Here is a 26,024-nt window from a genome sequence, read left to right on the forward strand (position 1 = left end):
GATCGTTTATGAAACAATTTTTAGATGCTGATTTTCTGTTGCAAACAGAAACAGCTAAAGAGTTATTCCACGATTATGCAAAAGCGATGCCCATCATCGATTATCATAATCACCTGCCTCCCGATGAAATAGCGGCTAATCGTCAGTATGATAACCTGACTACTATGTGGCTGAAGGGCGATCACTATAAGTGGCGTGCGATGCGTGCAAACGGGGTAGCAGAGGCGGATATTACCGGTGATACGGATGACTATACAAAATTCAAACGCTGGGCAGAAACAGTACCGTATACCATGCGGAACCCACTGTATCACTGGACGCACATGGAACTGCTGAACCCTTTTGGTGTAAAGAAGCTGCTGGATAAGGACAGTGCAGATTGGGTATACCAGCATTGTAATGAGCAGCTGCCAAAGTGGACCACTCAGGCATTACTACAACATTTTAGAGTAGATACATTGTGTACCACGGATGATCCCTGCGATTCACTCGAGTATCATCAGGCAATCAGTAAATCGGTTTTTAAAGTACGTGTATTGCCCACCTTCAGACCTGACAAAGCAATAGGTGTGGAAGATGTGGCGGCATTCAATGCTTATGCAGATAAACTGGGTACAGCAGCAGGTATCAATACAGATACCTACAGTCAGTTCGTAGATGCGTTGCGCAGCCGCCATGATTATTTTCATGCGAACGGCGGACGTTTATCAGATCATGGTATCAGCACTTTTTATGCAGGCCACTTCACAGCAGAAGGACTGGCAGCATCTTATGCAAAACTGCGTAAAGGTCAGGCGCTGACACCGGAAGAAGCGGATGCTTTTAAAGCAGGTACCCTGCATACCATTTGCGAATGGAATCATGAGCGTGGCTGGGTACAACAATTCCACGTAGGTGCTATCCGTAATAATAACAGTCGTTTAGTGAGCAAGATAGGTGCAGATGCTGGTGTGGATTCTATCGGAGATTGGCAGGTTGCACAGGCGATGTCTGTATTCCTGGATAGGCTGGATAAAAAAGATAAACTGGCGAAGACGGTTGTATACAACCTGAACCCGGCATATAATGAGGTATTTGCCACGATGGTAGGTAATTTCCAGGATGGCACAGTACCGGGGAAGATGCAGTTTGGTTCCGGCTGGTGGTTCCTCGATCAGAAAGATGGTATGGAGAAACAGATGAATACCCTGAGCAATATGGGATTATTGAGCCGCTTTGTGGGCATGTTAACAGATTCAAGAAGTTTCCTCTCTTACTCACGGCATGAATATTTTCGCCGTATTTTGTGTAACCTCATAGGTAACGATGTAGAGAACGGAGAGCTGCCCGGAGACATCAAGTGGCTGGGCAAGATGGTGCAGGACATCAGTTACAACAATGCCAAATCGTATTTCGGATTTTAGACCCTACAAGCAAGCGCATGAAGCCAGTTAAAGTAATTTCGTTTGGAGAGATATTATTACGCTTATCACCGGAGTGGAACAAAAACAGCGCAGCCCTTTTTGTGGGCGGTGCAGAAGCCAATGTAGCTGCAGCACTGGCGCGTTGGGGCACACCGGTATCATATATCAGTAAAGTACCTGATAATGGCATTGCCACACAGGTACTGGAACAGCTGGAATCGCTGGGCGTAGCGACAGATCGTATGCTGAAAGGAGGAGACCGTATCGGCATCTATTTCCTGGAACAAGGTACTGACCTGAAAAATGCGGGAGTGGTATACGACAGAAAATATTCATCCTTCAGCCAGATGCAACGAGGTTCAGTAGATTGGGATAGCCTGTTGGGTGATGCAGAATGGTTTCACTGGAGCGCACTGACGCCTGCTCTGAATGAGGATACAGCGGCTATTTGTAAAGAAGTACTGGAAGCAGCGAGCCGTAAAGGCCTGAAGATATCTACAGATCTGAACTATCGCAGTAAGCTGTGGCAATACGGCAAGCAGCCATTTGCGGTAATGCCGGAACTGGTGCAGTATTGTGATGTAGTGATGGGCAATATCTGGGCCGCACACCAGATGCTGGATACGACCTTAAACACAGTAGCACTGGAATCCGCTACAAAGGAAACATACCTTGCAGAAGCAGCATCCGTAGCCAAAGAAATCACTGAGAAATATCCCCGTTGTAAACAGGTAGCTTTTACTTTCCGTTTTTCCAATGCATTTACGCACAACCTCTATTATGCTACCTGGTATGAAGGAGGAGAACTGAAAGTATCAAAGCAGTATGAGACGAATGAAGTGGTAGACCGCGTTGGTAGTGGAGACAGCTTTATGGCGGGCCTGATACATGCACAGGTAAGCGGAATGGATGCGCAGCAGACCATTTCCTTTGCAGCAGCAGCAGCCTGGTCCAAGTTGTTCGTCAAAGGAGATTTTAATTTAACAGACAAAGCAGACATCTTAAAACTGATATAGACATGGCAGCACCAGCAGCAGAGATCATTGCCGCATTTGAGCGCAGTAAAGTAATTCCCGTATTCTATCATGATGATGCCGCAGTATGTATAGAAGTATTACAGGCCTGCTATGATGCGGGACTCCGTGTGTTTGAGTTTACTAATCGCGGAGAGGGAGCACGGCGCAATTTTGCCGCAATGCAGGAAAAGAAGAAAGCGGCCATGCCTGATATGTACCTGGGTATTGGTACCATAAAAAATGGAGAAGATGTAAAGGTATTTGCAGATATGGGTGCTGATTTTATTGTAAGCCCTATCATAGATGCCGCCGTGGCAGACAGTTGCCGGAAAGAAAATATCACATGGATACCCGGTTGTATGACGCCTTCCGAAATTGCAGTGGCTGAAAGGTACGAAGCACCATTGACAAAACTGTTTCCCGGCAACGTATTGGGACCTGGTTTTGTAAAAGCGATTAAGCCACTATTCCCTAAAATGAAGTTCATGCCAACAGGAGGAGTGGAACCCACTAAAGAAAGCGTAAAATCCTGGCTGGATGCAGGCGTAGTATGTGTCGGAATGGGCTCAAACCTGTTGAATAAGGAATTGATAGATAAGAAAGATTGGGCAGCATTGCGTACGCAGATGTCTGGTCTTGTAGAATTGGTAAAAAGCATCAGTAAATAACCGCCATTGCCGGCTTTGCTGAAAACAGGTCCGTAACAGATAATTAGAGCCGGGAACTATCCCACCGGCTAACAGGATAAGTTTACCCATAAAAAACAGTAATAGATGCAAACGTTTGCATTATTCACCGGAGTGTTGTAAATTGATAACGCTTTATAAATTCCAAAATGAAAGGCATGGATTCCACTACAATTGGCAAATATCGCTGGCGCATTTGTGCATTACTCTTCTTTGCTACTACTATTAACTATATAGACCGTCAGGTGATAGGTTTGCTGAAACCCATCCTGATGGCTCCGGATCAGTTCAACTGGACGGAGAAGGATTTTGGAGGTATGATGTCGGCATTTGCCGCAGCATATGCAGTAGGCCTGCTGTTGTTTGGTCGCCTGGTAGACAGGATAGGTACCAAGATGGGCTATATTCTGTCTATTGTTGTATGGAGTATCGCTGCAATGGCGCATGCGCTGGCTAAGACAACATTCGGATTCGGACTGGCACGTGTTTTCCTGGGCTTGGGTGAATCTGGTAACTTTCCGGTGGCAATTAAATCCGTTGCAGAATGGTTTCCAAAGAAAGAAAGGGCACTGGCAACCGGTATTTTCAATTCAGGGGCCAATATCGGGGCTGTAATTGCTCCCATTGTAGTTCCCTGGCTGGCAGGTAATTACGGCTGGCAACATGCGTTTATCTGGACGGGATTGATAGGATTTGTCTGGTTAATCTTCTGGGCAGTCATTTATGAAATTCCTGCCCGGCATAAAAAACTGACACAGGCGGAATATGATTATATCCATAGTGACGATCAAAAGCCGGCTACTGAAGAGATACCTGCGGGAATTAAGCCGGTAACTGCCGCTGCTGTTGCTTCAGCATCTGCCCCTCATGAAAATAAAAGTATCAGCTGGAAACAGTTGCTCGGCGTAAAGCAGACATGGGCGTTTGTATTCGGTAAACTGCTCACTGACCCTATCTGGTGGTTCTTCCTCTTCTGGCTGCCTTCTTATTTTGCTACTACATTCAACCTTGATTTCAAAAAGCCTAATCTGCAGTTATTCGTTATTTATACGGCAACTACAGTGGGAAGTATAGGCGGTGGATACCTGTCCTCCTGGCTGATCAAAAAAGGATGGCCTGTGTTCAAAGCCCGTAAAACATCTATGTTGCTGTTCGCTATTTGTGTAGTACCGATCATGTTTGCCAAAGCCACTAACAATATATGGGTAGTGGTAGGTCTGATCAGTCTTGCCGCTGCAGCACACCAGGCATGGTCTGCCAATATCTTTACAACAGCTTCAGACATGTTCCCGAAACACGCTGTGAGCTCAGTAGTGGGTATCGGTGGAATGGCCGGATCTATAGGAGGTAGCCTGTTCCCGATATTTGTAGGCTATCTGCTGGATTATTATAAAGCACAGGGCAACATTGGCGCAGGATATAATATCCTATTCGTGATCAGTGGATGCATGTATTTACTGGCCTGGCTCATTATGCATTTATTCGCACCGAAGATGGAGCAGGTAAAGCTCTAAATGATATACTAAAAAAGGCGAGGGTCATTTTACATTGTAAAATGACCCTCGCCTTTTTTAGTTGAATATGATGAGATTACAGGCTCACCCCACGTTTCCATGGAATGAAATCATCCTGATTTAACAGTTCTGCTTTCGTTTTCAGCTCGCCGCTGGCAGTTTTGATCACATATTCCAGGATCTCTTCACCCATTTCCTCGATTGTCTTTTCACCACTGATGATAGTACCGGTATTGATATCGATGATATCGGGCATACGGGTAGCCAGTTTGGTGTTGGTAGCCAGTTTTAATACCGGAGCGATCGGGTTGCCGGTTGGCGTACCCAGACCTGTGGTGAACAATACGATGTTGGCACCGGAACCTACTTCCGCAGAAGTGGATTCAACGTCATTACCGGGTGTACAGAGAAGATTCAGTCCTGGTTTAGTGACATATTCTGTATAATCCAGCACATCCACTACAGGAGAAATACCGCCTTTTTTAGCAGCTCCGGCCGACTTAATAGCATCGGTAATGAGACCGTCTTTGATATTACCGGGCGAAGGGTTCATATAGAAACCTGAACCTGCAGACTCTGCCTGACTTTCATAAGCCCGCATGATGTGGATGAATTTATCAGCAGTGTTTTTCTCTACACAGCGGTTGATCAGTTCCTGTTCAACACCACACAATTCAGGGAACTCAGAAAGGATAGAACTACCGCCCAAAGCTACCAGCAAGTCAGATGTATGACCTACAGCAGGGTTGGCTGATATACCGGAGAACCCGTCAGAACCACCGCATTCCAGGCCGATTGTCAGTTTGGAGAGAGGAGCCGGCTGGCGGGAAATCTTATCAGCTTCTACCAATGCAAGGAAAGTCTCCCTGATCGCGTCTGACAGCATCTCAAATTCTGAAGCGCTTTTCTGTTGTTCAAACACCAGTACAGGCTTGTCAAACTGCGGATTCAATTTATTCAGCGCTGCCTTCAGTATGGAAACCTGCGCATGCTGGCATCCCAGGCTTAGTACCGTTGCACCCGCCACATTAGGATGGTGGATATAACCAGCCAGCAAGGCACAGAGTGCGTCTGAATCCTGGCGTGTACCACCGCAACCACCTTCGTGTGTCAGGAATTTGATACCATCAATATTGGGGAAGACAGTATTACGTTTGTTGGTCAGCGTTACTGCTTCTGCCTTGTATGTTTTTATTGCATCCAGGTCGCCGCTTTTGTACAGGGATACGAGATCCTGTACCTGCTCATTGTACACTTCCGTCGGAGCGAATCCCAGTCCTTTTTCAAAAGCTGTTTTGATCACACTAACATTACGGTTTTCGCAGAACACCAGCGGTATTACCAGCCAGTAGTTGCGGGTGCCCACCTGTCCGTCTTTACGTGGAAAGCCCATAAAGGTGCGGTCTTTCCATTTGCTGATATCAGGTTTCTGCCATGCAATGGTGCCTTCCTTTTCGTGAAAAGCGTTGGCATCATGTTTAATATTCTCAGTAGTAATGATCTCACCCTTGTTAATGACGGTATTTGCTTTACCAACGAGTACACCGTACATAGTAATAGGATCGCCGGTTTGTATGTCGGAGATCATGAATTTATGTTTAGCGGGAACATCTTTCAGCAGAGTAATTGTGGAACCATTAAACCTGACTTCTGTGCCACGCTGCAGGTCCTGCAGGGCTACCAGTACATTGTCGTCAGGATGTATTTGTAGAAACGTATTCATAATAAGCTAAAGTATAAAATAACAACACCCACTGTTAATACTAAAATCTTAATCCATGATAAGATTTTGCCTTTAGAACACTTAAGGCCGCACAAGTGTTTAGCTAAAACATTTTAGCCTTGCAAGATTAGCACTCCTGTTATTTCCGGTATTTTATGCAAACGTTTGCAGTTTTCGGCTTTAAGCAGTACCTTTCATTCAGGTTATGAAAAAAGATGCAACTGATACAGCATCCCCAATACGAATTATCATTTCTTAATTTAATATGTCGAGACTTATGACTGCAGAAACCAGGTATGCCTCCAGCCCGGCAGAAGTGTTGAGTTGGAACACCGCACAGACCAGGAAGGAACTTTTGATAGAACAGCTTTTTGTACAGGATGAGATTAAACTGGTGTATAGTCATTATGACCGCTTTGTAACCGGTGGCATCTTCCCGGTAGGTAAGACCCTGGCACTGACGCCGCCAGACCAGTTCAAAGCAGCTTATTTCCTGGAAAGGAGAGAGCTTGGCATCATCAACGTAGGTGGCGATGGTGTAGTAAAAGTGGATGGCGAAACGTTTGAGATCGGCTTTAAAGAGGCATTATACATCGGGAAAGGCAAAAAGGAAATACTGTTCAGCAGCAAAGACGCGGCTGCTCCGGCTAAGTTTTACCTGAACTCAACACCGGCTCATCATGAATATCCTACCCGCCACGTCACCCGTAAAGATGCGGAAATAGTGACGCTCGGAACTATGGAAACAGCCAATCACCGTACAATCAATAAACTGCTGGTCAGCACCGTATTGTCTACCTGTCAGCTGCAGATGGGGATGACTGAGCTGAAACCCGGTAGTGTATGGAATACAATGCCTGCGCATACCCACGACAGACGTATGGAAGTGTACTTTTATTTTGAAGTACCGCAGGGTCAGTCAGTATGCCATTTCTGGGGGCAGCCACAGGAAACAAGGCATATCTGGATGCAGAACGAGCAGGCGGTAATTTCTCCGCCATGGTCTATTCACTCGGGTGCAGGCACCAGCAACTATACTTTCATCTGGGGAATGGCTGGTGAGAACCTGGATTATGGCGATATGGATGTTTGCGCAATACCTGATCTCAAATAAAAACCATGAAGCGGATATTGTTATTGTTAATGGCCACAGGCATATGGAGTTCCAGCCTGATGGCCGGTTCCAGGGAAGAGCCGGTTGCTGCACCGGTAAGCATCACAATCAAAAATCCTTCTGCTATTGCCCGCAATGAAGAAATTGTGGAAATACCTTATGCCAGACTAAAAGCCCTAACCGGATCTTTTAAGCTGATCAACAAACAGACCGGTAAGGAAATTCCCTACCAGCTGGCATACGAAGGCGCTCCGCAACCTCAGTTGTTGCTGGTACAGGTAAGTGTGCCTGCCCATGGCAATGTTGTGATTACCGCAGTACCGGGCAAGCCGGCTACCGTAGCGTCCCGTACTTATGCGCGCTATGTACCGGAGCGTAAAGATGATTTTGCCTGGGAAAACGACCGTATTGCCTTCCGTATGTATGGCGCAGCATTGGAAAACTTCCCCGCTGAAAATGCCCATGGCATAGACGTATGGACAAAACGCACCAGTGATCTTGTGCTGAACAGGTGGTATAAAACAAATGATTATCACCATGATAATGGCCAGGGACTTGACTATTATCATGTAGGAATGACACTGGGCGGTGGCGATATTGCTCCTTATGTGAATGACTCTATCTATTATCCGCGCAACTACAGAACCTGGAAAGTACTGGACAGCGGCCCTTTACGCTGTACCTTCCAGCTGGGTTATGAAGCCTGCCAGGTAGGTAACACGACGGTGTCTGTTGTGAAAACAGTGTCACTGGACGCTGGTTCCCAGCTTAATAAAATGAGTGTCCAGTATACACTGCAACAGGGGGATAGTCTACCTGTAGTAGCAGGCATTGTGAAACGCACTGCTCCCGGAACTATTCTGCTGGATGAGAAAACAGGCATTGCAGGCTACTGGGAGCCGGAACACGGAGCAGATGGCATCACCGGTCTTGGACTGGTATTGCCGGTGTATCAGGGAGCTATGCAGGTAACGGCGCAGCATTTACTTGCCAAAGCTAAAGCCAGTGGTAAACAGCCTTTTGTATATTATTTTGGTGCTGCCTGGAATAAGGCAGGCCGCTATACCAGTGCTGCGCAATGGTTTGCCTATCTGCAGACGTTTGCCGAAAAGCTGGCAGCCCCACTGGAAGTAAACATCAATCAGTAAAAAAGTATCGATACTTATATGATCTTACAATCATTTGACCTGACGGGTAAAACCGCACTGGTAACAGGATGTAAAAGAGGAATAGGCTTAGGGATGGCCGTAGCGCTGGCAGAAGCAGGTGCTGACATAATAGGCATGTCGGCATCGCTGGAGAAGGAGGGGAGTGAAGTAGAGAAGGCTGTAAAGGCCACAGGACGGAAGTTTTACGGTTACCAGTGCGATCTGGGGAACCGTGAGGCATTGTATGCGTTTATCAAAGAAGTAACAGCACAGCATCCCGCAATAGATATCCTGGTGAACAATGCAGGTACCATCCTGCGTAAACCGGCGGCAGAACATCCGGATGAATACTGGGATGAAGTGATCAATATCAACCTGAATGCTCAATTTATCCTGACCCGCGAAATCGGTAAAGGAATGATAGCGCGTGGCAGTGGAAAGATTATCTTTACAGCATCGCTGCTCACCTTCCAGGGGGGCATCAATGTACCTGGTTATGCCGCCAGTAAAGGAGCGGTAGGTTCACTGGTAAAAGCCTTTGCCAATGAGTGGGCCGGGAAGGGGGTCAATGTAAATGCGATCGCTCCGGGATATATTGCTACTGATAATACAGCTGCATTGCGTGCAGATGAAAAACGCAGTGCTTCCATATTAGAGCGTATACCTGCGGGTCGCTGGGGAGAACCGGCTGACTTCAAAGGACCTGTTGTGTTCCTGGCATCTGCGGCATCCAACTATGTGCATGGTACTATCCTTACTGTTGATGGAGGATGGATGGGGCGATAAAAAGCACCTGAATACTGATTTATGAGCAAAAGAACAGAAAAGACAATCGTTGACATTGCGGAAGAACTGAAACTTTCCGTATCTACCGTTTCCCGCGCGCTGAACAATCATCCGAATATCAGCACCCGTACCAAGGAGAAGGTAAAGAAGATGGCGAATAAGCTCGGATACCGCCCCAATGCCATGGCAGCCGGTCTGCGGAACAATAAAAGCCGTACCATAGGACTGGTAGTGCCACGTATCTCTATGTTCTTCCCTGCTACCATCAGTACCGTTATTCAGAATAAGCTCCATGAGCACGGGTATCATGTGCTGATCTGTCAATCCAACGACTCCCTGGAACAGGAGATAGCCCTGGCAGAGACCCTGTATTCTACCAGGATCGATGCACTGGCAGTTTCCAGTACACTCTATACGACTGATTTCTCACACTTTGATATCTTCAAGGACAATCATATTCCCCTTGTCTTCTTTGACCGTGTGCCGAAAGATTATAAGGTAAAAGTGATAAAAGGAGATGATTACCTGGGTGGTTATAAAGTAACAGAGCACCTGATAGAAAAGGGTTGTAATGACATTGTACACATATCAGGTCCGCTGACCTGTAATCTATATGTAGAACGTGTGGCAGGATATAAGGATGCTTTGCGCAAGCATAAGATCCCGTTTAAGAAATCAAGGATTTTCTACCAGGAGCTGACCAAAGAAAATGCCTTGGCTGCCTGTGAGAAGATCTTCTCTAAAACGCCTTATCCTGATGGCATCTTTGCTGCCAATGATACTACTGCCATTACCATCCTGGAGTATTGCCGTAAGATCAATGTACGGGTGCCGGAAGACCTCAAGATAGTTGGATACTCCAATGACCCGCGTGCAGAGATCATTACACCTTCGATCACTTCTGTTGATCAGTTCCCGGCTATCATGGGAGAGAAGGTAGCGAACGCACTGCTGGATTTGCTCCAACAGCCCGGAGCAATGCCACAACGTTATTCTGAAGAACTCGTGCCTATCCAATTGATAGAACGTGCTTCTTCAGCAGCGCCTGTTGCAAAGCCTAAAACAACCGTAAAAAAGAAAGTAAAATAAAAGCAGGCATGCTGTTTACAGCAGCCTGCTTTTAATATCTGATTAAGTGCAAACGATTGCGTAAATATAATTGGTAAGTAGCCGCAGAATGAGTAATGCGGTCAATAAAATTACACGAGATGAAAAAACTACAACTCCTTTTCTGTGGATTATTGTTGTCGGGTAGCATCACTACTGTATATGCCCAACAAAGCAGCCGCAAACAACAAATGACCGAGCTGGCGAATAAGACCCTCGACCTGGCTGTACGCCAGTATAAGCTGATGATGCAACATGTACCCGACAGTGTCTTACCACGTACTACCAGCAATAAAGACGGTAGTCTTGTTACCGCTAAAACAGGCTGGTGGACTGCAGGTTTTTATCCGGGCACACTCTGGTATCTGTATGAATATTCTAAAGATAATACGCTGAAGCAGGAAGCGCTGAAACGTACTGCGCAGGTGGAAAAGGAAAAGGACAACAAAGGTACCCATGACCTGGGTTTTATGCTGTACTGCAGTGCCGGAAACGCTTACCGTATCACCAAAGATCCAAGGTATAAAGAAGTGCTGCTGACAAGCGCACGTTCCCTGTCTACCCGCTTTAATCCGAAAGTAGGATGTATTAAGTCGTGGGATCACGGCCAATGGGAGTTCCCTGTGATTATCGACAACATGATGAACCTGGAATTACTGACCTGGGCTACCAGGGTAAGTAAAAATCCTTCTTTTGATCACATTGCCCGTACGCATGCCAATACGACCATGAAGAACCATTTCAGACCTGACTATAGTTCCTATCATGTGATAGGGTATGATACCACTACAGGCGCTGTATTGGCAAGGAATACACACCAGGGAGCGAATGATACTTCCGCATGGTCCCGCGGACAAGCCTGGGGTTTGTATGGTTACACCATGATGTACCGCGAAACAAAAGACAAGGCCTACCTGGAACAGGCAAAGCACATTGCTGATTTTATCCTGGGGCATCCACGTATGCCGGAAGATCTGATCCCTTACTGGGATTATGATGCGCCTGGTATCCCGAACGCAAAGAGAGATGCTTCAGCAGGCGCTGTGGCAGCATCTGCACTGTTGGAACTGAGTCGTTATACGAAAGGCGAAGTATCTTCACGGTACTGGAAAGCAGGGGAGAAGATGCTGGAAAGCCTGGCTAGTCCCGCTTACCTGGCAAAAGAAGGAGAGAATAATGACTTCATCCTGATGCATAGTGTAGGTTCTCTTCCGCACAATTCTGAAGTGGATGTACCGCTCACATATGCAGACTATTATTTTGTAGAAGCTTTGTTACGATACAAACAATGGGCTAAATAATGCACAGACGTCATTTCATAAAAGCTGTTCCATTGGCCGGTATGGCAGGAGCGGTAAAATCAGGCAACTTCCTGCAGGCGGCACAACAGCCTGCAGGAAGTGCTGCTTTTCAGGCAGACCGGGAATACTGGGTGCAACTGTTAACTCGCATAGCAGAACCGGTGATGAAAAATCTGAGCCTGGGACAGCTCCGGCAAAAGATGCCAACCGAGAAAGCCCCCGGGTATAACAAGCCGGTTGAAAAGGTGACCTATTTAGAGGCTTTTGGGCGTACTATGGCCGGGATCTCTTCCTGGCTTGAGCTAGGTGCCGATAACACCCCTGAGGGCAAAATAAGGGCTCGTTTTATCGATTATGCGTTAAAGGCAGCTGCACAGGCAGTGCAACCCGGCGGACCAGATTATATGAACTTTACAGGGCAATTTGACGGACAGCCCCTGGTGGACGGTGCTTTTCTGGCGCATGCCTTTATCAGGGCGCCTAAACAGTTATGGCAGCCCCTTCCTGCAGCCGTTAAGCAACAGGTGGTATCTGGCTTTAAGAGTTTGCGCAGTATCCGGCCGGGATATAATAACTGGCTGCTGTTTGCTGCCATTATTGAAGCTGCACTACTGCTGTTTGGAGAGGAGTGGGATGGTATGCGGGTAGATTATGCCGTCAAAAAGCACCAGGAGTGGTATAAGGGCGACGGTATGTATGGCGACGGAGCGGATTTCCATTTTGATTATTACAATGGTTTTGTCATACAGCCTATGCTGACAGATATCCTGAAAGTACTGTCGGAAGCAGGTAAGATCAACCCAAAAGAATACGAGCAGACCATCACCAGGATGCAGCGCTATGGCGTGATCCAGGAAAGGCTGATCTCTCCTGAAGGCACTTTCCCCGTAGTGGGGCGTTCCATGACCTACCGGAATGCTGTTTTTCAGCCCCTGGTACAGTTGGCGCTGCGTGAGCAGTTGCCGGAAGAGCTGACGCCTGGCCAGGTACGGGCGGCCCTGACGGCTGTAATGAGGAACATCTTTGAAACGCCAGGCACGTTTGACAAAGACGGCTGGCTACAATTAGGCTTCTGTGGCCACCAGCCGGAAATAGCAGACGTATATACATCCACCGGCAGTTTATACCTGTGTACTACAGGATTCCTGGCGTTAGGTCTGCCAGAAAAAAATGCTTTCTGGACGGCTTCCCCCGGAGAGTGGACCGCGCAAAAAGCATGGGCGGGCAAAACAGTGAAGAAAGACCATGCGCTTTAGTCGGTATTGATGTCTATCAGTCCATACCTGATACCGAAAATCACAAGACCCACACGGGTTTTAACTTTCAGTTTGTCGCAAAGACTGCTTTTGTAGTCATCAATGGTTCGGGGACTTACAAACATCTTCTGTGCAATTTCCTTGTACGATAATTCTGTACAGAGGAATTGCAGGAATGTCTTTTCCTTTGGTGTCAGTTCTATCTTTTCGCTAAGTGATAATACATCCCGCTGTAAACCGGATATTACCTTTCCGGAGATGTAATCCGGCAGATAGAAATCCTTCTTAATAATAGAATCAAAGGCTTCCTTCAGATCGTCTGGTTCAACGTTCTTCATAATGTAGCCTTTTGCGCCGGATTTTAACATCTTAATGATCACGGACTCGTCGTTCAGCATAGAGAGCGCAAGTACCTTAATCTGAGGGAAATGGTTATTGATCCAGGTAGCAGTTTCGTAACCGTTCATGCCGGGCATATTTACGTCCAGTATCAGTATATCCGGTAATTGTAACTCACGGTTATTGATGATCTTGATCACTTCTTCCCCGTTACTGGCTTCAAAAAGTATGAAGTAATCAGTAAAGGTATTAATCAGCCTGCCAAGTGCTTTCCTTACCAGCACATGATCATCGGCAATAGCAACACTATATTTCGCTTTCCTGGTTATGCTCATGAAATGATTGTTTATTTACGGGTATAGTGATACGAATGGCGGTGCCGCTATTTTTCGCACTATTGATATGGAATGTGCCTCCTATCAGGGATGCTCTTTTTCGAATGTTCATCAGTCCTAATCCCTTTAACCTTTCCTGTTTGGCAAACAGTGCTTCAGGATCAAATCCTACGCCATTATCCTTGATCTCCAGCACAAGGATATCTGTGTTATGGGAAAGTCTGACTTCTACTCTACTCGCTTTGGCATGTTTCACGATATTGTTGAGCATTTCCTGTACGATGCGGAAAAGTATGATCTCTGTCTGATGGTCAAGCAGGTTCCGTATGTCGGCAAAATTAAAAGAAGTTTCGTACAAATTGGTCCTCTTCAGTCGCTCCAGTTCGAAATCAATAGAGTTGGCAAGGCCTACTTCGGTAACGCGGTCCGTATGTAAACTGCGTGAAAGGTCTCTTAGTTCCGTGATGGCTTTTTGCAAAGCCTTCCTGCTCTCTTCTATATATTCCTGTGCTTCACTGTTGTTTTCTACCGGTACTGTTAATAAGGATAATGCTACGAACGTGAGGGATTGCCCGATATTGTCGTGTATTTCCTGGGACAGATGTCCGAACACATTCTCCTGGATTTCAAGTTGTGATCTTAATAGTTCCTGTTCATATCTTTCTTTCATTAATCTGAGTTCCTGCACCTGTGCCTGCCTGCTTTTCTGATTCAATATCAACATAATAACGATGAAGCCCACCAGTAAAACAAGTAGGAAGAGGGATGTAAAAATGACTAGGAATACCTCCTGAAAATCAGATTGCATATGAACGAAATGCTAAACAATAAATATAGGATAATATTTACCATAAGATTTATGATATAAAGCGTTTTATAGTTATAGAATGGCATTAGTGAGATGGCATTCAGTACCCCCGTTAGCGGCGGACTGCAGGTATAAAAGAACAGCAGGCCGGTGGATACCCAGAAAGCGGGCTCGTGCAGCAGGCTATGCGGCCCCGGATATTTGATACGCTCATAAAAGTAACAGATGCTCGCTGTTACCACTATGATGCAACCCGATAGAAATGTGTAAGTATTGAAAGTGTCCAGCTTTTGTATAAAGACCAGGTTAATAAGTGCCAATACTGGATAAATGATCATAAGGACTCCCATTACATTGATCATTCTCTTATTGGCCATGAATGAACGTAGCAGAAAGATCAGGTAAGTGAAGTTGATTATTCCATAAAAATTATAGAAGATCAGGTTGTGCTTATTATGTATGTTATACCACCAGGCCATCATTTCTACAGCGATGGTCACCAGGATATATATGATAAACGTATTCAGGTACCGTGGAGGGTTTTTCTGAAGCTTAGCCAGCAATGCGATGATAAAGCAGATAATGATAATAAATACATGCATAGGTATTCGTGATAGAACTGCTTTAGAAATCAAGAGCATATATATATGTGCACATGACATAGAATATTGGTGGCAAATATTTTAAACTGTTATTAATGACTTTGATGCGGCCGGTAAATTAGTAAAAGTGGCGATAAAATAAATTCGGATACTATAAAAAAAGCTGCCGAAAACCATTCGCCAGCTTATAACTCGATTTATAGGAATGGGTAAACGCTATCGGTTCGCAAGCTGAAGGTCTGCGGTTTCACAAACGCTTTTCTTCCTCGGGTCGCCTACACAGCCGGGAGGGCAGGGCAATCCCCAGTTGAATGCCACCATTTCTGGCCCTTTCGGTGTGGAAACATACATGTCTTTGTTTTCGGTTTTACCGGTTTCACTGATTTTCTGTCTTGTAGCCACAAAAACGATAGTTTGTTTATCCTGCAATAAAATGTTTTCCGGAAAAACAGAAGGGTATACCCCGAAATAAACCCTGATGCCGTCAGCTCCAGCTTCTTCTGCGGTAGCAATGTATTGTTTCAGTTCGTCCAGGCTATACCATACGCTCAGAGAATCAGGTTTGCCAAGACGCTCAGAATTCGCTTTCCATCTCTTCTCTGTATAATTTTCGCGCAGCATAGTGACGTGCTTGTTGTCTACGAACTGACCTACTTTCATGGTTTTAGCGGCTGACATAAGATATTGTATTTTAGGTTTATCAATCTCATTTACAAGCTAAAACTAGGGTTTAAAGCATAGAGAAATCATTGTAAGTTTGTGATAATCACAACATTACAATCATAGGAAATTTATAATTACTTCCAGTTCAATTTATATATAATATTCTATAATATAAAAACCGTGTATTTATGCTCGTTTTTTGTATAAATATGAATAAAATTCTGCGTAAATAACGGTGCAAATTTACCGGATAATATCGGTAGGCTGAAAAAATAACATACAAGGACTGCTTTTTTAGGGCAATTCACTCCAAAATCGTTTACGTATTATATATAGCCTGAAAATCGGTCTGCCGGATACCGTGAAATACCGGTTACCTATTTACCGTGATTCACGCAGATTGTATTTACGTACTTATACATTTCCTCTTGATTCATTGCCGGTTTTTTATCCCCAATTACCCGTATAGGAATTACTGTTTATCAGGTATTTATCTCTTTGAAATGCTCTATCGGCATGACTAACAGGCATTTTGCGCTATTGGCATTCATTTTCGTGTTGTAACAGGTATCTCAAAGTGAGCATTCACATGTCGCGTATACGCTTTTAATGACAACTTCCGGAAACTTATTTTCTCTAATATTGAGAAGGCAATTAAGCCTGAATGCTGATTTAAAATATTGTACCCTTTGAAAACCCTAATTGTATTGTCCCCCCCAAAGTACCATAACTGGCCTGCTTTTTAGCAGGCCTTTTCTTTTGTATAAGTTAACTACGTTCTACCTTCAATGATATATTCCTTCAATGCCGGAAAATCATAAAAGAAACGGAATGAAATAACAGTGTAAGCGGTTTGGTTAGCCGCGGGATTGAATAACGTCACCTCTGTTTCACTCGCTGTAATCCAGGTGTTTTGTACACCTGCCTGCGCTTTCCCGATAAACGGCTCGCCGTATAACTGACTCAATCGCCATGCCAGTTGCTCATTGGCCTCCTGCGGATAAAGAAATATGCGGTTAATAAACCCGTTTTCATTGATGCCGGTGAACAGATGCTGCAGATCAATGCCAGGATCATCTTTCTCAATAGTGCCCCTGGCTGTTCCGTTAAACGCATGATAATGAGCAGCATCTGGATAAACATGAAAATTGTTCTTGCCGGCATAGGAGGGAAAAGGTAACATGCCGGGTATCTGTTCCGGCTTTTTGCCCAGCTGTATATCACCAATGCCCAGGTTGTGAAACCTGAAGCTGTGCTGATGTGGGATCGCTTTCATATATACGGGTTAGTATATATAAAAGTACGTAAAAACTAAGAGGGATGGACAAGAGTAAATCCTCTCATCCATCCCTCTTTTTTTTATGAGTAAGCAGATTATTTCTTCGGTTTGGCACCCATCTGGAACACCAGACGGCCCCCTTTCATGATGTCTGCATGGCTGATGCTGTTTGTCAGCACAGGCTGTCCGTTCAGCGTTACTTTCTGCACATATACATTCTTGTCACTTTGGCCAGGCGCTTCCACAGTGAAAGTTTTGCCATTCTCCAGCTGGATAGTGGCTTCCTTCACTGCCGGACTTCCCAGTATATACTGGTCGGAGCCCGGACATACAGGATAAAAACCAAGAGAGGTGAATATATACCAGGCGCTCATCTGACCACAGTCATCATTACCTCCCAGACCGTCTGCACCCGGATGATACATTTTCTTCAGGATCATACGTACCCTTTCCTGTGTTTTCCATGGCTCACCTGTCCAGTTGTAGAGATAAGCCACATGATGGGAAGGCTCATTCCCGTGTACATAGTTACCGATGATACCATCGCGGGTAATATCTTCCGTTTCAGCAAAGAATTCATCCGGCAGATGCATGGTGAACAGGCTGTCCAGGTGGCCGGAGAACCTTTTCTTACCGCCGTTGAGTGCTATCAGCTCCGCAGGATATTGTGGCACATACAGGCTGTAGTTCCAGGCATTCCCTTCAATAAAACCCTGGTTATCTGTCTTCAACGGATCAAATGCTGTACGGAAAGTACCGTCATTCAAACGTGGACGCATATATCCGATACTTGCATCGTACACATTGTTGTAGTTCCTGGAACGTTTGATGAACTCATCATAGATATCCTGTTTGCCCAGTTTCTTTGCAATCTGTGCAATACACCAGTCATCATAGGCATACTCCAGTGTCTTTGATACCGAAGCACCGCTTTTATCTTCAGGTACATAACCTTTATCCATGTAATAACCGATACCATCGTAAGTACGGTGTTTTGCTGTTGTTACGCAGGCTGCCAGCGCTTTCTCGGCATCAAAAGGCGCATTGCCTTTAATGATCGCATCTGCAATGAGGGATACGCTGTGATAGCCGGTCATACACCAGTTCTCATTGGCGTAGTGTGACCATACCGGCAGCATGTGCTGCACGCTCTGATCGTAGTGCGCCAGCATTGACTGGATCATATCCGCATTACGTTTAGGCTGTATCACGTTGAATAAAGGATGCAAAGCCCTGTAAGTATCCCACAGGGAGAAAGTAGTATAATTGGTGAAACCTGCTGCTTTGTGATTGTTCTGATCAAGGCCACGGTAGCTGCCATCAACATCCATGTAAGTAGTCGGGCTCAGGAAAGCATGGTACATAGCGGTATAGAAGTTGATCATCTCGTCATTGCTGTTCAGCTGTGCAGTGATCTTATGCAGTTCTTTGTTCCACTGCGCCTGTCCGTCCTGTTTTACCTTGTCGAAATCCCATCCCGGTGCTTCAGCACGCAGATTGGCCAGTGCACCATCTGTACTCACAGAAGACAGCGCAAACTTGATCTTCACCTTTTCGCCTGCCTGTACTTTGAAGTCAAACCAGGCCCTGATATTACGGCCTGCCATTTCAGGGAAATCGTGTGCTACATCAAATTTACGCCAGAAGCCTTTGTACACATCATTAGCATAGTTCTGATGACCGTAGTGTGAAATAGGTTTGGAAAAGGACATCGCGAAATATTCTGTCCTCGTACGCGCCCATCCGTTAGTCTGACGATAACCTGTTACCAGTGTATCATTCTCTACTCTTACGAATGTCCACACATTCTTATTGCCATAGTTATAAATGCCAGCCATCAGATCGAGTATGATATGTGCCTGGTCTGTCGCTTCTGCAAAAGTATATTGATGAAAGCCCACCCGGGTAGTAGTGGTTAGTTCAGCAGTGATGTTGTATTTATCGAGTTTTACTTTATAGTAATCCGCTTCGGCTACTTCGTTATCGTGCGAAAAAGTGGAGCGGTACCCGCTTTCCGGATTGGTGGCAGTGCCGGGATTCAGGTACAGTTTACCGGTAGTAGGCATGATCAGGAAATCGCCAAGGTCAGAGTGACCGGTACCGCTGAAATGCGTATGACTGAAACCTGTAATGGTTTTATCAACGTATTGATACCCTGCGCAGTATTTGTAGACATCCGGATTGTAACGTCCATTCATCTCATAAGGAAGCGTATCTGTTTCCGGGCTGAGTTGCACCATCCCAAAAGGTACGGTAGCACCGGGATAGGTATGCCCCATTTTTTCCGTACCGATAATGGGTTTTACGTACTGTACCAGGTTTTTGTCCTGCGCCTGCAGGGAAAGCTGGGTGCATAAAGAAAATGCGGTGAATAAAGAAAGACGGGTAGCCAAGCGTGAGCCCATTGTCAATAAGTGTTTTAACGATTAGAGAACCTTGCAAAATAATAGTCCCGCTCTAAACGGGATGTCACAGACGGGTAAAAGACTTTAAATGAAATGTAAATAATGAAAAAATGAGGCATTTTCAATATTTTGTCGGCAAATTCAGCGAGCAGTGACAAAACCGATATTAGTAATAAAATTTGGGACAGCCTCCATCACACATGAAAACGGAGAGCTGGATGAGACGATAGTAGCTTCCATAGCCAGGCAGGTAGCAGACCTTAAGGAAGAATATAATATAGTATTGGTATCATCAGGAGCGGTTGCCGCAGGAAAGAAGTACCTGAAACAATACGGTGGCACCATGAGCGAACGTAAGGCAGCAGCGGCTATAGGGAATCCTTTGCTGCTCAGCAAATATGCCCGGTATTTTTCCCCGTACGACATTGCCATCGCGCAAAGCCTTTGTGAACGCAGGCATTTCAGCAACAGGGCGCAGTTCCTGCAACTGAAGAAAACATATGAAGAGCTCTGGGCCAGCGGTGTAATACCCGTAGCCAATGAGAATGATGTGGTGAGCGACCTGGAGCTGAAATTCTCCGACAACGATGAACTGGCCACCCTGATAGCCGTAGGCTTCGGCGCTTCCATGCTGCTGTTCAGCACTTCCGTAGGCGGAGTATTGGATAGAGAAGGCAAGGTAGTACCCAAGATAGATGCGATCGATGAATCAATACTATCGCTGGCAGATACCAAAAAATCCAGTCTGGGATTGGGTGGAATGGTGTCCAAGCTGACTTTCGCCCGTCTGGCCACCCGCATGGGTATTAAAGTAGTTATCTTTGGTATCCATACTCCCGATGGTATTCTGAATGCCATTGCCGGAGAAACAGGTACCTTGTGCCTGCCGCAGCCATGCAGTATGCCGGCCCGTAAGAAATGGCTGGCCAGCGGTAGCCTGGTAACAGGCAGGGTATTGGTAGATGAGGGTGCGCTGACAGCTCTGCAGAAAAGACGTAGCTTGCTGGCGGTGGGTGTGTTGACCGTGCTGGAAAGATTTGAGGGAGGTGAGGTGTTCGAGATCGTGGACGAAGAGCATAATGTCATCGCGGTAGCACGCGCCAAGGTATCTTCTGATCTGCTGTCCGAGGACAGTAAGGTGCAGAACCTGGAGATTGCGCACGCAGATGACATTGTGTTGTTATAAACAAACAATAAAACAAGCGGAAAATGGAATCTATACAACCTTTACTGGTACAGGCGCAGGCCGCCACACGTTCTGTGAAGACGCTGCCTGATGAGCAGAAGCAACAATTGCTGCTGCAACTGGCCGACCGGATAGTAGAGCATACCGCTGATATTGTAGCGGAAAACAAAAAGGACCTGGATAAGATGTCTGACCAGGATCCGAAAAAAGACAGGTTATTACTGAATGCCAGCCGTATACAGCAACTGGCTGACAGTCTGAAAGATATAGCACTGTTACCCGACCCGGCAAATCAGCTCTTGCTGGAAAGAACGCTGGACAATGGTTTACAGGTGCAGAAACGTACTGCTCCCCTTGGAGTGGTAGGTGTGATTTACGAATCACGCCCGAATGTGACACTGGATGTTGCTGCCCTCTGTATCAAGTCTGGTAATGTAGCCGTACTGCGTGGTGGCACAGATGCTTTCCACACAAACATCATTCTTGTGAAGCTGATCCAGGAAGTACTGGCAGCGTTTAAGGTTGATGTAAATGCAGTGCAGTTATTGCCGGTAGACAGGGCACTGATCGGCGAAATGCTCACAGCAGTAAAGTACATTGATATCATCATCCCCCGTGGTTCACAGCAGCTGATCGACTATGTACGTGCCAATTCCAAAGTGCCTGTGATAGAAACAGGCGCGGGTGTTTGTCATACTTATGTGGAAAAGACAGCGGATCTCGAAATGGCTGGTAAAGTGATCACCAATGCAAAAGTATCCCGTCCATCTGTATGTAATGCACTGGATACAGTACTGGTAGATGAACAGGCTGCACCCGGTTTACTGCGACTGCTGGCGGATTCTCTGCAGGATTATGATGTAGAGATCTTTGCAGATGAATTATCGTACAACTTACTGCAGGCGCTGGAATATCCTTACCTGATACGTGCAACTCCTGCCGATTTCGGACGTGAGTTCCTGGACTATAAATGCTCTGTGAAAGTAGTGAAGGGAGTAGATGAAGCACTGCAACATATCCAGGAGTATTCTTCCAAACATTCTGAAGCTATTATATCAAAAGATACTGCAATCAGTGAACGTTTCCTCAATGAAGTGGATGCTGCCGCCGTATATGTGAATGCTTCCACCCGCTTTACTGATGGAGGCGTATTCGGGTTAGGTGCCGAGATAGGCATCTCTACGCAGAAATTACATGCGAGAGGGCCTTTTGCATTAGAGAAACTGGTCACTGAGAAATGGTTTGTAAGAGGAGATGGGCAGGTTAGATAACCAGCTCATCTACCTTTTTAAAATGATACCCCTGTTGTTTCAGATACTTTATCAATGCATCTAAGTGCAGGTATAGCTTATCTTTTCTCCTGGCATCTGTACCTGCATGTATCAATAGTATAACACCATTCAGTTTACCCGGTCTGTTCTTTTCAAATGCTTTGATAGATTTGAGAATTGTCTCGCTGCTTTTATAGGAAGCACCCATCGCCGGATAAGTATAATCAGCATTGCTGCCGGTACCTGGTGTAAAACAAACGATCTGTAATCCTATTTTTTCAGACCATTCAGCAATAGCATTATTCCACCATTCATAAGGTGGAATATAGGTATGCACATTTGCTGTATCGATACCCAGCTGCTGCATTTTCGAAAGATTGGCCTGCATATCAGTGGTAAACTGCTGTTGTGAAACGAGCAGACTATCACGTTGCTGCCAGTCACAGTATAACAGATGCTTGTCGGAGTGCGGACCTAAGTAATGTCCATTGGTAGATAGCTTCTTAATATGCAGTTGGAAGCGGGTATTGCCGTAGAAATTTCCCGTAAAGAAAAAAGAACCCTTTACCTGCTGTTGTCCCAATACAGTCGTGATATGCGCTAAACCTTCACCAAATTCATCCCCTGTAAACACCAGCGCAATTTCCTTTTTGGTGCTGTCCATTCTTGTGATGCCGCCTTGTGTAACAGTATATCCCTTTTGCCTGGCGGCGTTTTCCTGTGCAGCCAGCAGGTATATCAATACTGCTGTACCATCCATGGTAGGCTCGTTGGTACTGTAATCGCCATAGTCGTCGTGATATACTGCGAGGTCGCTCTGGAATGCTGCATATTCGTCGGTATCCTGCAATTGGATACCGATCAGGTTTTTGAAGATATTAGTGTATACAGGTCCGTCTACCAGTCCGCCATCTATTGGATATTGTTTCAGGTGCGTGAAGGAGGAGTGAGGATCAATGGGGGTATCACCATGTTGCGGCAAGCCATATACCATTGCTGTACCCCAGGGATTGCAGCCGAATATCCAGTCAAAGCAGGCCTGTTCCAATTGTATGTAAGTATCATCTCCACTCAGTTGCCTGTACCAGTAACATTGAATGGCAAAGGCTACTGTGAGATTATTACTGCACCAGATAAAAGGAATACCTCTATAGAATGCATTCTGTGAAGCCTTACGCCATACGCGTCCAATACCTTCCTTATAGTAGCGGATCAAGGTATCCCGTTTAGCACCTGTTGATAACCTGGCCAGTTCCGCGTGACCGGGATTAACGAATGGATACCATTGATAGTGGCGGGCAGTATCCTGGCCCAGCCAGGGAGTGACAGGCTCCTGTCGTGCGAAACTCCATGCATTACTGAGATAGGAACCACCCAGTGAGGCCGCCGCCAGTTCCATATCATCTGTCCAGTTATCTTCTTCATAGAAATAAGGAGAGCGTCCCGGAGCAGTCTGACAAACACCCGGTTTTTGCATACCCAGTTCGTAAGCAGCTGTTGCTTTATGTTGCAGGATGTCTGCATAAGACGGCTGCAAACGGTCAAACAATTTTGTGCCCAATGCAAAACAACTACTGAATTTTCCTGCAGTAGAGGCTACACCCGTGCTGCGGTTCTTATACTTTAGTAATCCCTGCGGCTCGCCCGTACAGAAGTATACAGGGCGTTCCAGTCCGCGGCCATAAAAATTGGTGTCCTGCCGGGGAATACGCATGCCCTGGTGGTCGCGGTCATCACCCACCTGGTTGTACATTCTGTCATCCTGTGGATTCATTTTAATGAGCCAATCCAGGCCCCATTTTGCCTCATCCAGTACATCGGCGATACCATTATTGCCTGACAGTCCATTGGCCTGTAATGAGTCTGTAAATACTTTTGGGAAGTCGCGGTACGCTGCCAGCAGATGCCAGGTAGCATTGGCAGAAGTGGTCACATATTGCAGATAGTCGGAGGCGTCATGCCAGCCACCGGAAACCGGCACAAACACGCTATCAGGTCCGTATACGGGAAAGCCGTCATGCGTGTGGCAGGAATCTTTCAGGAAAGGATTGAAGCCATTCCTTTGCTGGCGCATATACCGCAAACAGAAATCGGCAGCGCCTTTATATACTGTATCGCTGATAGAAAATACAGGCGACTTCGCCTCGCCTGCCTGTAAATAATATTGTCCCGCGGTGGTAAACGAAGAGAAATCCAGTCTGCTGGTTTGCCGGAATGGCCCATAAGCCCCTGCAGCCTTGCCCGCGGCATGTTTGAACACTACCTTGCCTGTGCAGGCATTGACCAGTTCAAAATATTTTAATGTATCTTGTTCTTTACTGCACCATACTGCTACCTTGCTGCTGTGCGGCGCATAACCAAGCTGGTTAATGCGAATCCAGTCTGCAAGAAGGGGAAGGCTGATAAATGCGGATAATACCAGCAGGAGCAGCTTTTTCATAAACGCGCGATTTTGGTGGAAGTAGGGTGAAATTATAAATTTATTCGTTTTTCTGCATACAATTTTGCGTTTTTTGCGTTTTTGTGTTTATATTGAAATGTGAATATGCGTTTTTATGCGGCTTTAATCAAAGAAATTCTACTTTATGACACCAGGCCTTTTGTTTTCTATTGTCATTGCGTATTTCGTTATCCTGTTGATCGTAGCCTGGTATACCGGCCGTAATTCAAACAACGACTCTTTCTTTATAGGCAACCGTAACAGTAACTGGATGCTCGTAGCCTTCGGTATGATCGGTACCTCTCTCAGTGGCGTCACTTTTGTGAGTGTGCCCGGTGATGTCGGCAAGACTGCTTTCGGTTACTTCCAGGTAGCCTTGGGAAATATGATGGGGTATGTGGTCATCGCATTTGTGCTGCTGCCCTTATATTACCGGCTGCAACTGACTTCTATCTATAATTATTTCAGCACCCGCTTTGGTGTCAAATCGTATAAAACAGGCGCATCGTTCTTTATATTATCAAGAACACTGGGCGCCACTGCGAGACTCTATCTCGTGGTAAACATCCTGCAGAATTTGCTGGAGGAAGCATTTAAAGACCAGTTCCAGGTGCCCTTCTGGCTGACTACACTGATTATACTGCTGATGATCCTCCTGTATACTTTTGAAGGTGGTGTGAAGACGATCGTATATACAGACACCCTGCAGACCACTTGTATGCTGGCGGGCCTCGTCATTTGTATCGTGTATATCCTGAACCGCCTTGACCTGAACATCGGCAGCAGTCTGCAGGCAATGGGCGACAAGGGCATGTCGAAGATCTTCTTCACAGATCCGAACAGTCCTCTCTTCTTCTTAAAACAGATCCTGGGAGGAGCTTTTATTACGATTACCATGACGGGTATGGATCAGGAGATGATGCAGAAGAATATTTCTGTTAAGCGTCTTGTAGATGCACAGAAGAACGTGATGACACTAAGCCTGATCTTTGGTGTGGTGATACTATTGTTCCTGTTCCTCGGTGGATTATTATACCTGTATGCTGATACCATCGGTGTAACAGCTGCTTCGGATAAACTGTTCCCTACGCTGGCCCTTGATGCACAACGCATGCCGGCAGCTATTTCAGTGATCTTTATCATCGCCCTGATCTCTGCATTATTCCCCAGTGCCGATGGTGCTATCACAGCGCTGACCTCCTCCTTCTGTATCGATATCCTGAATATTCAGCGAAGAGGTGATCTGTCAGAGAAGGAGAAAAAGAAGACCAGGCGATTTGTACATCTTGGCTTCACGGTGGTATTCCTGCTGATAGTACTGGTATTTAAACATATCGATAGCCAGAGTATGATCTCCGTAATACTCAAGGTAGCCTCATACACATACGGACCTTTACTGGGTTTATTTGCCTTCGGTATTCTGACCAAACGTACGGTAAATGACGATGCAGTGCCCTTTATCGCCATAGCAGCGCCCATTCTCTGTTACGTGCTGGAAATGACGCAGACATATCTTTTCAAAGACTATAAAATAGGCCTGGAATTACTTGTCATCAACGGACTGTTTATGTTCATCGGTTTATGGCTGAGTTCCGGCAACTTTCAGAAGAAAGGAATGCTATCCTGATCTGTAAAACTTAAT

General features: G+C 45.8%; 21 protein-coding genes. 13 read left to right on the top strand and 8 right to left on the bottom strand.

The genetic code is table 11. The annotated features are described in order from the left end of the window. Positions 1-8: 8 nt before the first annotated feature. The 4 genes from uxaC to BLR32_RS20460 all read left to right on the top strand — a co-directional run bounded on the left by uxaC (position 9) and on the right by BLR32_RS20460 (position 4,619). Entirely contained in the window at positions 9-1,403 is a 1,395-nt protein-coding gene (gene uxaC / locus BLR32_RS20445; protein WP_089834719.1) for a glucuronate isomerase, read from the top strand. A gap of 17 nt (positions 1,404-1,420) precedes the next feature. Next, positions 1,421-2,419 carry a sugar kinase gene (locus BLR32_RS20450; RefSeq protein ID WP_089834720.1) on the top strand — a complete coding sequence of 333 codons (999 nt, stop codon included), beginning with the start codon at positions 1,421-1,423 and terminating at the stop codon, positions 2,417-2,419. Positions 2,420-2,421: 2 nt separating this feature from the next. Further along, the gene (locus tag BLR32_RS20455) at positions 2,422-3,087 is read left to right on the top strand and encodes a bifunctional 4-hydroxy-2-oxoglutarate aldolase/2-dehydro-3-deoxy-phosphogluconate aldolase (RefSeq protein ID WP_089834721.1); all 666 of its coding nucleotides are present in this window, start codon (positions 2,422-2,424) and stop codon (positions 3,085-3,087) included. A 176-nt stretch (positions 3,088-3,263) separates the two neighbouring features. Beyond that, positions 3,264-4,619 carry an MFS transporter gene (locus tag BLR32_RS20460; protein WP_176842368.1) on the top strand — a complete coding sequence of 452 codons (1,356 nt, stop codon included), beginning with the start codon at positions 3,264-3,266 and terminating at the stop codon, positions 4,617-4,619. Positions 4,620-4,695: 76 nt separating this feature from the next. Here the strand turns inward: BLR32_RS20460 and BLR32_RS20465 are convergent, their stop codons facing one another. Beyond that, positions 4,696-6,342 (bottom strand): UxaA family hydrolase, encoded by a 1,647-nt coding sequence (locus tag BLR32_RS20465; RefSeq protein WP_089834723.1) that lies wholly within the window; start codon positions 6,340-6,342, stop codon positions 4,696-4,698. A 277-nt stretch (positions 6,343-6,619) separates the two neighbouring features. On the opposite strand from BLR32_RS20465, the gene kduI reads away from it, so the two are divergent. The 6 genes from kduI to BLR32_RS20495 all read left to right on the top strand — a co-directional run bounded on the left by kduI (position 6,620) and on the right by BLR32_RS20495 (position 13,054). Further along, positions 6,620-7,456 (top strand): 5-dehydro-4-deoxy-D-glucuronate isomerase, encoded by an 837-nt coding sequence (gene kduI / locus BLR32_RS20470; protein WP_089834724.1) that lies wholly within the window; start codon positions 6,620-6,622, stop codon positions 7,454-7,456. A 5-nt stretch (positions 7,457-7,461) separates the two neighbouring features. Beyond that, positions 7,462-8,604 (top strand): DUF4861 family protein, encoded by a 1,143-nt coding sequence (locus BLR32_RS20475; RefSeq protein WP_089834725.1) that lies wholly within the window; start codon positions 7,462-7,464, stop codon positions 8,602-8,604. 21 nt (positions 8,605-8,625) lie between these two features. Continuing rightward, positions 8,626-9,390 (top strand): SDR family oxidoreductase, encoded by a 765-nt coding sequence (locus BLR32_RS20480; RefSeq protein WP_176842390.1) that lies wholly within the window; start codon positions 8,626-8,628, stop codon positions 9,388-9,390. Between the two features lie 21 nt (positions 9,391-9,411). Next, on the top strand, positions 9,412-10,479 hold the full coding sequence (locus BLR32_RS20485) for a LacI family DNA-binding transcriptional regulator (protein WP_089834727.1): 1,068 nt from the start codon (positions 9,412-9,414) through the stop codon (positions 10,477-10,479). A 119-nt stretch (positions 10,480-10,598) separates the two neighbouring features. Continuing rightward, on the top strand, positions 10,599-11,798 hold the full coding sequence (locus BLR32_RS20490) for an AGE family epimerase/isomerase (protein WP_089834728.1): 1,200 nt from the start codon (positions 10,599-10,601) through the stop codon (positions 11,796-11,798). Then, positions 11,798-13,054: a DUF2264 domain-containing protein gene (locus tag BLR32_RS20495; RefSeq protein ID WP_089834729.1), complete on the top strand. Its 1,257-nt coding sequence runs from the start codon at positions 11,798-11,800 to the stop codon at positions 13,052-13,054. Before BLR32_RS20490 ends, BLR32_RS20495 begins: the two co-directional genes overlap by 1 nt. Here BLR32_RS20495 and BLR32_RS20500 read toward each other — a convergent pair. The 6 genes from BLR32_RS20500 to BLR32_RS20525 form a co-directional block, all read right to left on the bottom strand. Then, entirely contained in the window at positions 13,051-13,728 is a 678-nt protein-coding gene (locus BLR32_RS20500) for a response regulator transcription factor (protein ID WP_089834730.1), read from the bottom strand. The two genes, BLR32_RS20495 and BLR32_RS20500, sit on opposite strands and share 4 nt — an antisense overlap. Beyond that, positions 13,700-14,452, bottom strand: coding sequence for a sensor histidine kinase (locus BLR32_RS20505; protein WP_176842369.1), 753 nt, complete (start codon positions 14,450-14,452; stop codon positions 13,700-13,702). Before BLR32_RS20505 ends, BLR32_RS20500 begins: the two co-directional genes overlap by 29 nt. Before the next feature lie 53 nt (positions 14,453-14,505). Further along, positions 14,506-15,138, bottom strand: coding sequence for a hypothetical protein (locus BLR32_RS20510; protein WP_089834732.1), 633 nt, complete (start codon positions 15,136-15,138; stop codon positions 14,506-14,508). Positions 15,139-15,354: 216 nt separating this feature from the next. After that, positions 15,355-15,816 (bottom strand): hypothetical protein, encoded by a 462-nt coding sequence (locus tag BLR32_RS20515; protein WP_089834733.1) that lies wholly within the window; start codon positions 15,814-15,816, stop codon positions 15,355-15,357. A gap of 757 nt (positions 15,817-16,573) precedes the next feature. Then, a complete protein-coding gene (locus BLR32_RS20520; protein WP_089834734.1) occupies positions 16,574-17,077 on the bottom strand; it encodes a hypothetical protein in 504 nt (167 codons plus the stop codon). Between the two features lie 98 nt (positions 17,078-17,175). Then, positions 17,176-19,485: a GH92 family glycosyl hydrolase gene (locus BLR32_RS20525; protein ID WP_089834735.1), complete on the bottom strand. Its 2,310-nt coding sequence runs from the start codon at positions 19,483-19,485 to the stop codon at positions 17,176-17,178. Positions 19,486-19,636: 151 nt separating this feature from the next. Between BLR32_RS20525 and proB the strand changes: the two genes are divergently transcribed. Together proB and BLR32_RS20535 are read left to right on the top strand one after the other, a co-directional pair. After that, complete coding sequence (proB, locus tag BLR32_RS20530) at positions 19,637-20,671, top strand: glutamate 5-kinase (protein ID WP_089834736.1); 1,035 nt, start codon at positions 19,637-19,639, stop codon at positions 20,669-20,671. Positions 20,672-20,694: 23 nt separating this feature from the next. After that, positions 20,695-21,942 (top strand): glutamate-5-semialdehyde dehydrogenase, encoded by a 1,248-nt coding sequence (locus tag BLR32_RS20535; RefSeq protein WP_089834737.1) that lies wholly within the window; start codon positions 20,695-20,697, stop codon positions 21,940-21,942. Here the strand turns inward: BLR32_RS20535 and BLR32_RS20540 are convergent. After that, the gene (locus tag BLR32_RS20540; RefSeq protein WP_089834738.1) at positions 21,935-24,382 is read right to left on the bottom strand and encodes a bifunctional glycoside hydrolase family 9 protein/polysaccharide deacetylase; all 2,448 of its coding nucleotides are present in this window, start codon (positions 24,380-24,382) and stop codon (positions 21,935-21,937) included. The genes BLR32_RS20535 and BLR32_RS20540 overlap by 8 nt on opposite strands. A gap of 145 nt (positions 24,383-24,527) precedes the next feature. On the opposite strand from BLR32_RS20540, the gene BLR32_RS20545 reads away from it, so the two are divergent. After that, positions 24,528-26,009 (top strand): sodium:solute symporter, encoded by a 1,482-nt coding sequence (locus BLR32_RS20545; RefSeq protein ID WP_089834739.1) that lies wholly within the window; start codon positions 24,528-24,530, stop codon positions 26,007-26,009. The last annotated feature ends 15 nt before the right edge of the window (positions 26,010-26,024 follow it).

The sequence above is a fragment of the Chitinophaga filiformis genome, assembly GCF_900102545.1.
In the GTDB taxonomy this organism is placed as follows: domain Bacteria; phylum Bacteroidota; class Bacteroidia; order Chitinophagales; family Chitinophagaceae; genus Chitinophaga; species Chitinophaga filiformis.

Bases quoted from the DNA above. Each gene is read 5' to 3' on its own strand.
- uxaC (WP_089834719.1), top strand. From the start codon at position 9: ATGAAACAATTTTTAGATGCTGATTTTCTGTTGCAAACAGAAACAGCT.
- BLR32_RS20510 (WP_089834732.1), bottom strand. From the start codon at position 15,138: ATGCATGTATTTATTATCATTATCTGCTTTATCATCGCATTGCTGGCT.
- BLR32_RS20505 (WP_176842369.1), bottom strand. From the start codon at position 14,452: ATGTTGATATTGAATCAGAAAAGCAGGCAGGCACAGGTGCAGGAACTC.
- BLR32_RS20460 (WP_176842368.1), top strand. From the start codon at position 3,264: ATGGATTCCACTACAATTGGCAAATATCGCTGGCGCATTTGTGCATTA.
- BLR32_RS20515 (WP_089834733.1), bottom strand. From the start codon at position 15,816: ATGTCAGCCGCTAAAACCATGAAAGTAGGTCAGTTCGTAGACAACAAG.
- BLR32_RS20490 (WP_089834728.1), top strand. From the start codon at position 10,599: ATGAAAAAACTACAACTCCTTTTCTGTGGATTATTGTTGTCGGGTAGC.
- BLR32_RS20495 (WP_089834729.1), top strand. From the start codon at position 11,798: ATGCACAGACGTCATTTCATAAAAGCTGTTCCATTGGCCGGTATGGCA.
- BLR32_RS20465 (WP_089834723.1), bottom strand. From the start codon at position 6,342: ATGAATACGTTTCTACAAATACATCCTGACGACAATGTACTGGTAGCC.
- BLR32_RS20520 (WP_089834734.1), bottom strand. From the start codon at position 17,077: ATGAAAGCGATCCCACATCAGCACAGCTTCAGGTTTCACAACCTGGGC.
- BLR32_RS20535 (WP_089834737.1), top strand. From the start codon at position 20,695: ATGGAATCTATACAACCTTTACTGGTACAGGCGCAGGCCGCCACACGT.
- kduI (WP_089834724.1), top strand. From the start codon at position 6,620: ATGACTGCAGAAACCAGGTATGCCTCCAGCCCGGCAGAAGTGTTGAGT.
- BLR32_RS20545 (WP_089834739.1), top strand. From the start codon at position 24,528: ATGACACCAGGCCTTTTGTTTTCTATTGTCATTGCGTATTTCGTTATC.
- BLR32_RS20500 (WP_089834730.1), bottom strand. From the start codon at position 13,728: ATGAGCATAACCAGGAAAGCGAAATATAGTGTTGCTATTGCCGATGAT.
- BLR32_RS20540 (WP_089834738.1), bottom strand. From the start codon at position 24,382: ATGAAAAAGCTGCTCCTGCTGGTATTATCCGCATTTATCAGCCTTCCC.
- BLR32_RS20485 (WP_089834727.1), top strand. From the start codon at position 9,412: ATGAGCAAAAGAACAGAAAAGACAATCGTTGACATTGCGGAAGAACTG.
- BLR32_RS20475 (WP_089834725.1), top strand. From the start codon at position 7,462: ATGAAGCGGATATTGTTATTGTTAATGGCCACAGGCATATGGAGTTCC.
- BLR32_RS20525 (WP_089834735.1), bottom strand. From the start codon at position 19,485: ATGGGCTCACGCTTGGCTACCCGTCTTTCTTTATTCACCGCATTTTCT.
- BLR32_RS20450 (WP_089834720.1), top strand. From the start codon at position 1,421: ATGAAGCCAGTTAAAGTAATTTCGTTTGGAGAGATATTATTACGCTTA.
- BLR32_RS20455 (WP_089834721.1), top strand. From the start codon at position 2,422: ATGGCAGCACCAGCAGCAGAGATCATTGCCGCATTTGAGCGCAGTAAA.